Consider the following 14,325-nt stretch of genomic DNA (forward strand, 5'->3'; position numbering starts at 1 on the left):
GTTACGCCTCCAAATCAGCCCATGAAAGATGCTCATCACATTCGATATCTTTATTGATCACACGTCCTATTAATGATTCGTAATGTTCAGCTTTAATTTCACCTGTACCTGGACGTTTTACCCAAATATTATCATAAGTTAAGACATCACCTTTTTTCAACTCTTTTGTTGTCACAACTGTGGCGAATGCAAAATCAATAGTCACTTGTTCTTCTTTAGCTGCTTCTTTTTTTCCACCACGCATTTGTTGAATTTGAGCACTTCCATCAATGAGTTCTTTTAATTCTTTTGGGTCCATTGAGCAAACGATGTCTGGTCCTGGACGGTCTTTTGAATCTGTGAAGTGACGCTCTAAAACGGATGCCCCTAAGGCTGCTGCTGCTAAACATGCGTTGTTGTTTATCGTATGATCAGATAACCCAATGATGGCATTAGGGAATTCATTTTGTAATTCAATCATTCCACCTAAACGAACTAAATGAGCCGGTGTTGGATAAAGATTGGTACAATGTAATAACGAATATTTAACCCCGTGTTTCTCCATGATTTCAACTGATTTACGGATACTTTCAATATCATTCATTCCCGTTGATAAAATAATTGGTTTGCCGTATGAGGCAATTAAATCGATTAATGGATAATTATTACATTCTCCTGAACCAATTTTATAGGCTTGAACCCCCATACGCTCTAACCGCTCCGCTGCTGCACGTGAAAATGGAGTACTGATGAAAATCATTCCTTTAGATTCAACATATTCTTTTAATTTAATCTCATCTTCCTCATTTAAAGCACAACGTGCCATGACGTCATAAATTGAAACATCTGTATTTCCTGGAATCACTTCTTTTGCGGCTTTTGACATTTCATCCTCAACAACATGTGTCTGATGTTTAATTACTTCCGCACCAGCTGCATAAGCCGCATCTACCATCTCAAACGCTGTTTTTAATGATCCTTCGTGATTAATTCCAATCTCGGCAATAACTAATGGTGCATAATCTTCACCAATTTTTCGATTTCCAATTTGCATATAGTTTTTCATTCCATTCATCTCCTATACCCGTCTATTAACAATTTTCTGATTTTTGCTTTTTTATACCTAAATGAATCAAGCTAATAATGTAGCCAATAATACATGAGACTCCAATTGAAATAATTGCATAACTCCATGATGTAACTTCTGGATGATTATACTTTAAGCTAATCACAATAATAGCAGATGTAAAAAATCCTGCATAAGCTCCCATACTTGTCGCCTTTTTAGTGATAACTCCTAACACAAAGATTCCTGCTAAGACTCCTAGTACTAATCCCATAAAACTATTAAACCATTCATATGCCGATTTAATTTCTCCATTCGCTAAAATCATTGAAACAATAATCGCAATAATACCAACACCAAGTGAAACTAACTTTGCAATCTTTGTTTGTTTTTCTTCAGAGATTTGACGATTAAAACTATCTTGAATATCTAGAACCCAACTCGTTGCCACAGAATTTAACCCCGTTGATAACGTTGATTGAGAGGCAGCATAAATTGCAGCGATTAAAATTCCTGAAACTCCAATCGGTAACTGATAAACAATAAACGATGCAAAAATTTGATCTTGATGTGCTGTTTGTAATAATTGTGGATTTTGATGATAAAAAACAAATAAAGCTGTCCCGATTAGATAAATAACCGTTGTCGTTCCAATTGATAAAAATCCATTTCCAAATGTCATCTTGCGTAATTCTTTAATATCTGTTGTTGTTGTAAAGCGTTGAACAACATCTTGACTTGAAATGTAAGAAGAGAACGTATTAATTCCAGCTCCAACTAAAATAATGAAGACACTTGATTTTAGAATATTCGGATCAAAAACAACTTCATTTGGAGCTAAAAATTTACCATTTTGTAATGTCGTAAAAATCGTTCCTATTCCACCATCAATTGAGAATAATAAATAGATTAACGTGAACACAACACCTGCAATTAATACTAATCCTTGAATAAAGTCTGTCCATAATACTGACTTTAATCCACCACCATACGAGTAAACAATCGCAATAATTCCCATAATGATAATTAAAACATTAATATTAATCCCAACTAAAGGAGCTAATACAACTGAAGGTAGGTACATAATAATTGACATACGTCCGATTTGATAAATAATGAATAATAAAGCTCCTAGTACTCGAAGCCCTTTACTTTTATAACGAAGTTCTAAATAATGATAAGCCGTATCAATCTTTAGCTTACTATACACGGGTAAAAATAATCCGATGGTTAGTGGAACAGCAATGAAAATTCCTAATTGAGCAAACCATAATACCCAAGTTCCATTATAAGAGTTGCCGGCAATTGATAAAAAAGAAATTGGACTTAGTAAGGTAGCAAAGATTGAAACTGATGTCACCCACCACGGAATCGTTCCATCTCCTTTAAAGTATTCCTTTCCTGTCATCCTTTTTTTAGAAAAATACATACCTGCAAATAAAACTGCAGCTAAATAAATGATGACAATTGCTAAGTCAATCATTGTAAAACCGCGCATTAAATTTCCTCCTAGTTATCTTCTAACATTAATTCTGCAATTTTTAAATCTAATAATTCATCAATATCAACATCATACTCATGTGCCATTTCATATGGAATGATATTATCATTTAAACTTGTTGTTTCATTTAAATTTTCATCAATTTTATTAATATAAATTGCTCCATTTACTCGATAAAAATCAGGGAAATCTTGACGACGAACCGTACTTGAACCATTTAATAAATTTTGAAGTTTTCCATCTTCACCAATTGTACGAATTAATACTGGATGCTCTTTAACCTTTGAAACACTAACTAATGACTCTGCTTCTAACTCTAACATTTTCTCAATTGCTTCATCAATATGGAATGACTGTCGTAATGGTTGTGTTGGCTGTAATAAAACAAGGTAGTCATAAGAATCTCCTGCTTTTTTTAATGCTTCAATACAGTGCAATACGGCATCAATCGTTTTTGCTGTGTCTGATGCTAAGTAATCAGGTCTTAAAAATGGAACATCTGCTCCCCACTCCTTCGCTACTGCTGCAATTTCTTCTCCATCTGTTGAAACAACGACGCGATCAATATACTTTGATTTTAAAGCAGCATCGATTGAGTATGCAATTAGTGGTTTTCCTTTTAAATCGATGATATTTTTATCTTTAATCCCTTTACTACCTGCACGAGCTGGAATCAAAGCCAAAAACTTCTTGTTTAATTTCATTTCTTACTACCTCCTCTAAAATTTACTACCTCTTGAAAGATTTAATTATACGCAGGACATATGTCGCGTAGATAATACATAATACGACTATAAGTATAAATCTAATAAACATATATTGTAATATAACATACGTGAATAAAATAAAGCATACCATAAATAAAATAGCTAACCATAAATAGGCTGTTGGCATATCTCTATGCTTGAGAACATGAACAGTCATTGTATAATGGAACATTAGCATAATAAAGTAAGAAATAGCTGTTGTTATTGCAGCTCCTATTAACCCAAAAGGAGGGATTAATAGAATATTTAAAATAATATTTATTACGGCCGAACTAGTTGTTGCAATTGGTATAAGAGTTGTCTTTTGTCTATAGAATTGATAATTAACATAAAAACTATATAGAAAAACAAAGAAGTAACCTAATACGATTAATGGGATAATATAAATTCCATCTACGTACTGTTTCCCTCCCATAAAATAAATAAGTTCTGGAGAAACTAGTACGAAACAACAAGTTAACCAAACAAAAAAGATAATATATTGCTTACTATACAGTTTAATTAACTCTTTATTATTATCTTTTAATTGAGAAAAATACCATGGAATCCATGCATTATTAATTGATAACCATATCATATCCATAATTGACCCAATTGTATAAGAAAAACTATAAATAGCTACATCAGTTGCATTACGCCATGAAGCAATCATATAGCGGTCTGCTACATTTAATAATTGATTACTTAAATTATGAAAAATAAGAGGCAAAGATAATTTTAATCCATCGATCCAGTCTTGCTTTAATCGTTTTAAATCAATTCTTGGAATGAACTTAACTAATACATACATTCCAACTAATCCATTACTTAAAACCCCTGAGATTACACGTGCAAAATAAGTATTATCTCTCAACATCAAAACAAAACTAAGTGATAAAATAACATTTGATAAAGTTGCAACAATTGAAAAAACAAAATGCTTTTTCGGTTGACTTTTAATAACTAACTCTGATTGATAGATACTTGTAACAATCGAGAAGAATGCTTGTATCATCATCATAATTCCAAATGCCATTGTTGGTACTTGAATCAAGTCAATCAAGTTAGGTAATATAGCAAGAGAGATCAGTCCGATAAATAATCCTACTAGAGGAAATAGCGTTATATTTGAAACATAACTTTCAAATCGTTCAATACTTTTATTTCCAAATGATATATTTACAGTTCCATTGATTTGCAATCCCACAAAGATAGTTAAAATACCTAAGCTTGCTGTATATAAAGAGTACATCCCAAAATCTTCAGGTAGCATAATCCTTGAAAATATAGGAAGTGTAAAAAATGCGATTCCTTTTAATAAAATATTTCCAATAAAATAGATGATACTAGCACTTAAAAAACTATTCTTCATTGTTTTTTACCTCCAACGCTCTAACCCAGACTCTTTAGTAACCTAGCTAGTTCCTCATCAGTTTTAGGCATTCTAACATTAAGCTTTGTTAACATATTTATATAAGCTTTATCTTTAATCTCACTATCTAAATAAGCAGTACAAATAATATCAACATTTGGATTCATAAAAGTTAGTACATGTAAAATAGAACTTAAATTAGAAACCATGACTCCTTTAAAGTTTTTCAAAACACATTCAATAGGTAAATAAGAATCAATAATATTAACGTCTACATCTGACTTAATATAATAATTATTTGTAAATTCTCGTGGATGATATTTTAGATATACATTATCTGTTTGAGATTGAACGATATTATAAACTTTTTGATTCAAATCGATAATATCCTCTCCCCTTTCACTTAAGTCTAAACAAATAATGACACCCTTATCAATTGAGATAACATCTGGATAAAGTATTTCTAAAGATTTGCAAAATAAGTTTTGGTTAATCTTCTCTGCCTCTTGATTAGCTAATTCCAATCTTCTTAGTTCTGGATATAATAAATAAAGCTTTTCAATTCCGTCGGCTTGACCAGGGAAATTATATAACTTCTTATAAAATCCAAATAGAATTCCTTGTTGAATACGTGTTATATTATCCGCTAACCCTTTACTTTTTTCTACATGGCTACTATACTCAAACGAACCATCTTCAAAGTGATAGTATTTGACATTATTCCTTACTAACTTCTTTAAAATAAATTGAACATATAAGTGATTTTCACTTGAAGCATAGATTTTACTATATTGTTTTCCTTTTAATTTCTTTACAAGTTTACGAATGTTTTTAGTATATAAATAATAATCCTTCATTGACCATTCTTTACTTTGTCTTAATCGATTAATGTTAGAGATTATATAAATATTTTTAAATACTTTATGTAAATTATCGATTAATTGTTTATCACTTCTATTTCCCCACTCCATCAAAACTATATCTGACTCATTCTCTATATTACTAAGAGCCAATGCAGTCGAATTCACACATTGATAAGGAGTAAATGCCATAAATAAGCTTCTCATCTTTATTCTCCTTTTAAGTAATTTTTAAACTTCTTTATTTAAGAGAAAATTAATTTATTACAAAAACACAGTAATTGCCGATAATTTTATTAAATATGAATTGAATAAAATTCCATATAGAGACCGAAATATGTTTTACAATCTTATATAAACTCTTAGTTGGTCATCTACATTTATTCTAAAGCTGACTATAATCAAGCAAAAATTTTTGAATTTTAGCTAATAAAAATCCATCTATCAGTATAAATATAAATACAATAATTCAACATCTATTTTATATTTTTAATTATAAAGATAATTTAATACTGACAACTCCGTCACGCTATATTCTATCTAGCAATCCCTATAACGAAATTCTTCCATCTCTAACGCTTTAAAAGCTTTGTATGCATTTATAAAGTATTATTTTTCAAAAAATTTCATATCATCATCAACTAATGAAGAAATGGAATCAAGATACTTAATTTATTTCTTGATTCCGCTGAAAAATATATTTTATTCCAATATTTTTTATTAATAATATAGACACAAAAAAATGTTTCATAATCATTGAATCTATTTAGATGGACTATTAATAATGATCCTATTCATTCTTATAATCTAGATAATCTTGTATTAAAAAATTATAGCTCTGTTAGACAATTTTGTTGGTAACAAATTGCTTGATATCAACGATTATTAAATCTCGTTTTTAAACATTCTATCTATTTCAAATAGATAAATAATCAATAACAACAGTTTCGTCTAACAGAGCCAAAATTATCTAGACTTATTTAACAATTAATCTTTATGGGCTTGATAATCAAAGCTAATAATTGTATCACCATGCCCCTGACGTTCAGATTCAGGCGGTAGTTTCATATAATCTCCATAAAATTTAGTTAAAAATTCAACATATTGCTGAGGAGCATTAAATAAGTGTCCTTCGAATTCTAATCGTACAGGTGTTCCATAGACTGAAGCTGGAATAATTGATTTATCATAATTCATACTTAATGCTTCCCCACATAACGACGTTTCTGTATCTTTGATATTAGAGAATTTATCTACTAAATATTTTTTAAACTTATTTTTAATCGTTTCAGGAATTATCGAAATTCCCATATAAGGAATATATAAAATAGCTCGTTGATAAAATTTCAATTTTTTGTTATCTTTAATCATTGCAACTAATAAAGGTTCAAAACATAATATTTTATATAAATCGATGCAAATCCTTTGATAAATTTGTTGTGTTTTTTTTTCAGGGATTGGAAGGATTGGGAAAACATCAATACAAATACCCCAATGTACGCCTTTCATAAAAGATAAAATTTTATCCATAGAGGTTGTATCATTAATGCGAACCTTTGACCATGTCCTAAAATAATTTTTTTCAGTAGAAACATTTTGCAGGAAAAACTTATCTGACAATTCGTTCTGACAAACATGTATAAATTTTAGATAATCATCCCAAAATAATGAAATATCAATGTCATCATCCCATGGGATAAATCCTTTGTGCCTAACCGCCCCTAATAAACTTCCCCACGAAATATAGTAGTTGATATTATGTTTTGTACAAATGCGATCTATTTCCTTTAATATTTCTAATTGATGTAACTGTAATTTTCTTAATTGTTGATTCTCCATATGTCTACCTCTGATGACTAAATAATTTATTATTCATAATAAGTTATTATTTATAAATTGTGATGATCTTTTTAAATTTTATAATTGACTCTGAGTATTTATCCCTTCAGTTCATAAACACTAAAGGTTGGATTTGAATAAATCAAATTATAATCTTTTAGTGTTTCATTTTTTATTACTTCATCAACATCATTATTTAATACAACAAAATCAACTTTATATACTCTTAGTAATAAGCGATATTTAATTAAATATTCTTTATATTCTTGGAGTTGCGTAACTAACCCCTCTAATACATATTCATTTGCCCCATAAATAATATTTTGTCTTAAATCTATACTATTAAATCGACGATCTTGATTAATTGTATATACCATTTCATACTTATTTGAAAAATAATTAATTTGTCTATTTGTACTATATGCTTTTGGTCGTTCATTTTTAGAAGTATAATACTTGTCAATATATTGATCTAAAAACTCACTTACATTAACTGTATCCTTTGGCAGTCGATAATAAAAACTATATTGTGAAAAGTCCTCAATATGATTCGGTTTATATGAAATATACTCATAAATATTAATTAATCCTAAACCTAATGTAAGTACTGTTAAAATTCTTAAAATAGCCTTTCCAGACTTCAGCTGAGAAGATATATAACAAAGAAGCGTAACAATTAAAGGTATACTAAAAATTATATCTCTCATGCGGAAATAAACAGATCCGGTAATAAACGTACTAATAAATGGCGATACTAACGGATTATAAAATACAATAACTAAGATAATTTGTAGCCAAACAAAGAATTTAAGCTGTTCTTTTAGCTGTGTTACTTTACTAACTAGATAAATATTAAAAAGAATCAAAAATAGTTTTAAACTGGTATTTAATAAAGAAGAAACAATACTTGAATAATATGTATTATTAAAATAATACCCATTTAAATATTCAATAAAGTAGTCACTACTAATAGGTGCAGTTAAGAATCCATAATTAAATAGAATTAAAGATAAAACAATCAGACTACAATATCCGATAATAATAACCCTTTGCATATTTTTATGATAAACTATCTGCTCACACCAACTCTTCCACTTCGGGACTTTACTAATAACAAATATAGCTAAAATTGCGATTGCCCATAAAGTCGATAACTTATAATGCCATGAGTACCTTAAAAAGAAAAATACATAAATATGTAAGGCAATACTACTTTTGAACAACTCAAAAATTACTTTACGTTTAGCGATAAATAATTCATATAAAACAAGAGATGCAAGTAAAATATATCCATTAAATAAAGCAGTTGATTGCACTGCACTTGCGGCTAACCAAACAATATTTATTAACCAGTGATTAAACTTCTTCGTTTTATATCCTTCATAATATAAAATAAAGATAAAAACAAAGATGTACGCTCTTAGTGGCCCATTATAAGTATTATATTTAACTACATTTTCAATAGCCCAGAAGTTAAACATAAATGTAATAATAAAAAATGAAGCTATAGTAAATTTATTTTTTATATTCATATAACAGCATACATTCACAATACTTGTTGCAATAAATGTTAATAATAAGACAGGATAAAACCAAGCTGTCACTGCTAATGCTTCAAGGTTAAATACTTGACTAATGAAACTTAAAAATAAAAAATAACTTTGAAAATTATAATATAAATGCAAGTCACGTACTTGTCCAGTTACAGGATAAATAGTATTAATCTGACTAGCTCCAATGTTGTTTTTAACGAGTGTAATGTAGAAACTTTGATCTGAAGAAGCCACATTTAAAGAATTTGTAATGAAGGTTAGGGCTAAATGCAAACTAACAAATCCAATAACCATTCCAACTAAGAATAAATTCTTTTTTATATGCTTGGGTAAGCCATAAATCGACATCTTAGGGCAATTCTTTATAAAATAACCCGTTGCACATACAAATAGAAGAATTAAAATAGAAATAAAACAAATAATTATGGTTGTCATCGAAACATGAAGATATAATAGTGGGAATGATACCAATTGAAGAGTTCCAAATGTAACCATTAATCCAATTGGGAACTTTAAGTTAACCCAATATAATTGTTTATCAAATAAGTGACATGTAAATGCACCTATATATGTGAAATACAATACAAAAAATATTGTAATTAATATTAATGTCAAACTAAATTCTCTCCTTTTCCTTTTACATAAACAAATGATTCACTTTATATTTTTTTACTTGTCACTTCAAAATAGAAACGATACATTGTAAAGAAAAAGCGTGGACAACATCTTAACATCAGTGATACAACTCTAAATGGAAGTGCATATGGTGCAATCTGTTGATATAACCTCATCTCTTTCATAATTGGATAATACTTGCGTGCCATTGCTTTATCATGAATTCGAATATATCCTGAAATAACTAACAACGCCAAGTAAGTTTTAATCATTTTTGTATATTGTGCATCAAACTTATGATTATTAATAAATGCTGAGACTGACTCAGAGATTTTCAAAATATCTAAAAATCTTCGCTCCTCATTAGAAGAATTATTGGTAATCGAATTTGCTCGTTGATAATACTCATAAAAATAAATATTTTTACTCATTACAGATTTCGCTAAGCTAAACGCTCTTGGATTAAACTCTTCATCTTCATGATAGATTCCCTCCATGAATAATAGATCGTGTTCCAAAAGAAAATTTCTTTTATATAAATTAATCCATACTGGCATTGAGAACTGATTAGTTAACAGTGCCTTACTTAAAAACTCTTGACCTGATAAAGTTCCTTCATATTGAAGTTTATTTTTTATTGCTTCCTTATTATCATAAGTATAATTAAAATTCCCATGAATAATATCATATTTATCTTTACAATAAGCCTTCAGTTCTAAAAACTTCTCTAAATCTAGCCAATCATCGCTATCTAAAAATAAAATATATTCTCCATTGGCTACTTCTAATCCACTATTTCGTGCGCTAGATAACCCGCCATTCTCTTTATCAACAATCACCATTTTTGGATAATTCAATTGAATATTCTTTAACACTTCCAATGAATTATCTCTTGATCCATCATTAACACAAATAACTTCAATCGTATCATCAGCTAGTTCTAAAATGGGTATAACACATTTCTCTACTAAATCTTTTGTATTATAAACTGGAATAATAATACTAATATCAAAAACAGCCATAAAATCTACCCCTTTCTAAAGTTAATTATTCATAATTGTACTCACCCGATATCATATGAATAAATCCTGAATCAGCTGATTTTTATAAATACCATCCTAAGCTTAGTTAAAGTTTCGTACTAATCTACCATCTTTTAATTGTCGGACTTAAGTGTAATTTCAAATCATACAATCTTAAAAATAAAGCAAAATAATTGAATCTAAAAGCATTAATTCCAACTAACTTAATAGCAAACATGCCCAAGCTCGATTTTTTTAATTCACCAAGTTTGAAATATTTGTTCTTATAATAATTTGGAAATTTATCTTCGATATAATCTTTCGTTTTCTTAATATATTGCTGTCGTTTATTCTCATCTTTTTCACTGACACAGCGTGAAAGATGACCAAAGATTAAATGCATAATAAAGAAGTATTCTAGTTCATCATAATATTTTTCTAGATAACCAAATTGCTCGTAATAAGTATATACATTATTCATAACAGAGAAGATATCCTCAACTCTATGATCATATTGATTTATTGAGGATGTTTCACGTTGGACATAATTATATAGCGGTGTTGATATCCACACAGGATTTTTAACATGTGGAAGATATTTCAAAACAGCTTCTAAATCTTCATACCATAACCCCTCTGAAAAGCGGACATCATTTTCTATCCACAGTTCACGTATAAACAATTTATTCCATGGACTCGTATTAATATTAATAATCTCTTTATATTTCGGATCCATTTCATTAAATAGTAAAGTATCCTCTGGGGTAACACGTGAATAGGCACAAATAGCAAATGTTGAGTTATTATTTTCAACTGCTTCTACTAATGTTTCAATCATTGTTTTTTCCAAATAATCATCACTATCAATAAATAATAGGTATTTTCCTATTGCTTGCTCAACAGCAAAGTTTCGCGCTCTTCCTTGCCCACCATTAGGAACTGAATATACCTTAATTAATTTTGGATGATTATCTACATATTTATTAAGAACTTGTAATGTATTATCTGTTGATCCATCATTAACAATAATTATTTCTATTGACTGATATGTTTGCGCTAAAATACTATCTAAACATTGCCCAATAAACTCTTGACAATTATATGCAGGAATAATAATACTAACTAAATTCATAAAATCACCTACAAATTAAATTTCTACACATCTTCTTATATTATCACATATTTCACCACTTGAAAATAAATCTATACAAATAAGCTCCAACTAATAAAAGGGGTTACTACAAAAAAAGAGTTTCTGGGTGCAGTCATTAATGACTCCACCTACGAAACTCTTTTTAAATTAGAAAACTTTTAAATATAACTAGATTTATTTTTTAGTGGCAACTCCATTTTCATCTATTATATAGCCATCTATTGTTGTTCTAGATGCCATCAATCCCGAAGAATAGAAATAATATTTCTTCCCACCAATCGTTTGCCATCCTCTTTGCATAATTCCTGAACTGTTTGTATAATACCATCCTTCCGGTTGCTCAATCCAACCTTTAGCTAGACCTCCGCTATCCCAGAAATAATACCAATTTCCACTCTCATACAACCAACCACTATGCATTTTACCTGATGGGTTTAGATAATACGTCTTACCATTTAATGTTAGCCAGCCTGTTTGCATTTCTCCAAGTTCATTTAAGTAATACCAACCATCTGGACATTCAACCCAACCTTTAGCTAAACTTCCACTATCCCAGAAATAATACCATTTTTCATTATCATATAACCAACCACTATGCATTTTACCTGATGGATTTAGATAATACGTCTTACCATTTAATGTTAACCAGCCCGTCTGCATTTCTCCAAGTTCATTTAAGTAATACCACTTATTATTTAATTGTAACCAGCCTGTTTGCATGATACCCTTAGCATTTAAGTAATACCACTTATTATTTAATTGTAACCAGCCTGTAACTTTTTTTCCATTTTCATAATAGTATTTATGTCCTTGGTCAATAATCCATCCATTTAGTGATTTACTAGTATAATTAATACTTTCTTTAGAAATATAACCCTTTGAATTATTCCAATTATATGTTGCACTGTATGATGGATATCCATTTACAATAGGTGTATCTGTTTGGACTTTATAAAAACCACCTTCTTCTCCTAAAATTAAAAATGGATAATCAGCAATTTTCAGATTACTTTTCTTATTTTTAGTTTGATATAACACTTTAGATGACGTGTTGTTTGAAGAATATACATTGACTACTTTATTAGCAGTTTTAACTCCAATAATATATGAGTTATAATCTTTCATTCCGTTTGCTTGATCTAGGCGATAATACCATCCAGCAACCTTCTCTCCCCAAAATGGATCAGATGCATACTTAACGTTCATCCCGCTTCCTTTATTTCCAACATGAGCTCCAAAATAACGCCAGTCATCAAGAGGATCAGTATATCCCCATGAAATATAACGCTGCGCATGAGTATAAATACAATCTTCTACTGATTTAAACTGATTTGCATCTTGACCTGGATTTGAATCTGTCGCATTAATACCGAATAAATTATTTTTATTCATGGCAATACTACTTTTTCCCCATCCACTTTCATGAATCCCCATTACATACTGTAGTGTGCCATTAACTCCGTATTTATTTCGAACTGCATTAAAATATTGTCCGGTATTAACTAATTTACCTCCGGATCCACCATTATTGTTTGTATAATTATCCAGTGTTTGGGCATTATAATTAGAGCTAGAGCGGAATGAAAGATACTGATAATAATTATAAAACGGACTATTCTCATTAATAGCACCATGGCCATTCACTCGGATATTTTGCCAACTATTATAGAAATATATTCCATCATAACTATAATATTTATAACCTTGTTGCATCCATTCAGGTGCTAAACCAACAATAATCTTTGAATAATTTCTATCTATTGTTACATTTTTTGTAATGTAATGAACTAACGTTCCACCTTCATTTGCATAATATGACGGTGATTGAACTGTCCCCGTTGAAGCTAAACTAATTGCTTTTTCCTTTTCATTTAATGTTTGATCAGCATAGTTTAGATAAGGTACATCTAATACTTCGGCTTCTTCTAATCCTAAAGATGCAGTTCTTACTGGATTAGCAGGAATATATTCTGCTATGATGCGAACATTTCCTTGTCGCTCTTCTTTAAGAACTTTTCCTTCATACCCTGAAATATAAATATAATAGTAATCGGCATCTTCTCCTAAATATAGTGCATCGTTAACATAGCAAGAGTTAATATACGTTGTATGTTCACTCTTTCCGTTATTTGGATAAAGATTATGATTGTAGCCACATGTTGTGGTTCCCTCTACTTTAAATTGTACAAGTCCTGATCCTACATTTCGACTTCGAGTGTCTGCAGAAACTAAATCGGTTGATTGTGCAGCAATAGACTCAGTTTCTTCTTGTTCTATCTCTAAGTCTATCTCATCACTTTGTGATACCTCATCAGTATCCATAACTTCTTGAGAAGGTAACTCCTCCTCGTTACTTTCTTCTTCAATAAAAGTACTATTAGATTCATTATTTTCTACTGTATTGAACGAATCTTCACTCTCTTGAGTACTTTCATTCAATCCCCCATCACTAATCTCTGTTAAAGTAGAGTTACTTGAATCCATTATTGAGGCATTCGCCACAATGACTAAGTCCTGTAAATGAGATATTAATATGCACATACATATTAAAGCATTTATCACTCTCAAATATTTAGGGTGCTTTTTCACTTTCATCTCTCCCTTATATAGATATACCTT

Annotated in this window: 10 protein-coding genes; all 10 read right to left on the reverse strand. The window is 29.8% G+C overall.

Going from position 1 to position 14,325, the window contains the following annotated elements:
- Position 1: 1 nt before the first annotated feature.
- On the reverse strand, positions 2-1,045 hold the full coding sequence (neuB, locus tag AT726_RS03480; RefSeq protein ID WP_082704866.1) for an N-acetylneuraminate synthase: 1,044 nt from the start codon (positions 1,043-1,045) through the stop codon (positions 2-4).
- 25 nt (positions 1,046-1,070) lie between these two features.
- The gene (locus AT726_RS03485) at positions 1,071-2,543 is read right to left on the reverse strand and encodes a sodium:solute symporter (RefSeq protein ID WP_068759034.1); all 1,473 of its coding nucleotides are present in this window, start codon (positions 2,541-2,543) and stop codon (positions 1,071-1,073) included.
- A gap of 11 nt (positions 2,544-2,554) precedes the next feature.
- A complete protein-coding gene (locus tag AT726_RS03490; RefSeq protein WP_068759035.1) occupies positions 2,555-3,250 on the reverse strand; it encodes an acylneuraminate cytidylyltransferase family protein in 696 nt (231 codons plus the stop codon).
- A 25-nt stretch (positions 3,251-3,275) separates the two neighbouring features.
- On the reverse strand, positions 3,276-4,664 hold the full coding sequence (locus AT726_RS03495) for an oligosaccharide flippase family protein (protein WP_068759036.1): 1,389 nt from the start codon (positions 4,662-4,664) through the stop codon (positions 3,276-3,278).
- A 20-nt stretch (positions 4,665-4,684) separates the two neighbouring features.
- A complete protein-coding gene (locus AT726_RS03500) occupies positions 4,685-5,731 on the reverse strand; it encodes a glycosyltransferase family 52 (RefSeq protein WP_068759037.1) in 1,047 nt (348 codons plus the stop codon).
- Between the two features lie 780 nt (positions 5,732-6,511).
- The gene (locus AT726_RS03505; protein WP_055305224.1) at positions 6,512-7,363 is read right to left on the reverse strand and encodes a LicD family protein; all 852 of its coding nucleotides are present in this window, start codon (positions 7,361-7,363) and stop codon (positions 6,512-6,514) included.
- Between the two features lie 98 nt (positions 7,364-7,461).
- Complete coding sequence (locus AT726_RS03510; RefSeq protein WP_068759038.1) at positions 7,462-9,531, reverse strand: DUF6077 domain-containing protein; 2,070 nt, start codon at positions 9,529-9,531, stop codon at positions 7,462-7,464.
- Positions 9,532-9,575: 44 nt separating this feature from the next.
- Entirely contained in the window at positions 9,576-10,553 is a 978-nt protein-coding gene (locus tag AT726_RS03515; RefSeq protein WP_068759039.1) for a glycosyltransferase, read from the reverse strand.
- A 124-nt stretch (positions 10,554-10,677) separates the two neighbouring features.
- Positions 10,678-11,685, reverse strand: a complete 1,008-nt coding sequence (locus AT726_RS03520; RefSeq protein ID WP_068759040.1) for a glycosyltransferase family 2 protein — start codon at positions 11,683-11,685, stop codon at positions 10,678-10,680.
- Positions 11,686-11,880: 195 nt separating this feature from the next.
- Positions 11,881-14,247 carry a glucosaminidase domain-containing protein gene (locus AT726_RS03525; RefSeq protein ID WP_158508535.1) on the reverse strand — a complete coding sequence of 789 codons (2,367 nt, stop codon included), beginning with the start codon at positions 14,245-14,247 and terminating at the stop codon, positions 11,881-11,883.
- Positions 14,248-14,325 lie beyond the last annotated feature (78 nt).

The organism is Turicibacter sp. H121 (assembly GCF_001543345.1).
In the GTDB taxonomy this organism is placed as follows: Bacteria; Bacillota_I; Bacilli_A; order MOL361; family Turicibacteraceae; genus Turicibacter; species Turicibacter bilis.

Coding starts and splice junctions, on each gene's coding strand:
- neuB (WP_082704866.1), bottom strand. CDS start 1,045: ATGAAAAACTATATGCAAATTGGAAATCGAAAAATTGGTGAAGATTAT.
- AT726_RS03505 (WP_055305224.1), bottom strand. CDS start 7,363: ATGGAGAATCAACAATTAAGAAAATTACAGTTACATCAATTAGAAATA.
- AT726_RS03520 (WP_068759040.1), bottom strand. CDS start 11,685: ATGAATTTAGTTAGTATTATTATTCCTGCATATAATTGTCAAGAGTTT.
- AT726_RS03485 (WP_068759034.1), bottom strand. CDS start 2,543: ATGCGCGGTTTTACAATGATTGACTTAGCAATTGTCATCATTTATTTA.
- AT726_RS03500 (WP_068759037.1), bottom strand. CDS start 5,731: ATGAGAAGCTTATTTATGGCATTTACTCCTTATCAATGTGTGAATTCG.
- AT726_RS03490 (WP_068759035.1), bottom strand. CDS start 3,250: ATGAAATTAAACAAGAAGTTTTTGGCTTTGATTCCAGCTCGTGCAGGT.
- AT726_RS03495 (WP_068759036.1), bottom strand. CDS start 4,664: ATGAAGAATAGTTTTTTAAGTGCTAGTATCATCTATTTTATTGGAAAT.
- AT726_RS03515 (WP_068759039.1), bottom strand. CDS start 10,553: ATGGCTGTTTTTGATATTAGTATTATTATTCCAGTTTATAATACAAAA.
- AT726_RS03525 (WP_158508535.1), bottom strand. CDS start 14,247: ATGTGCATATTAATATCTCATTTACAGGACTTAGTCATTGTGGCGAAT.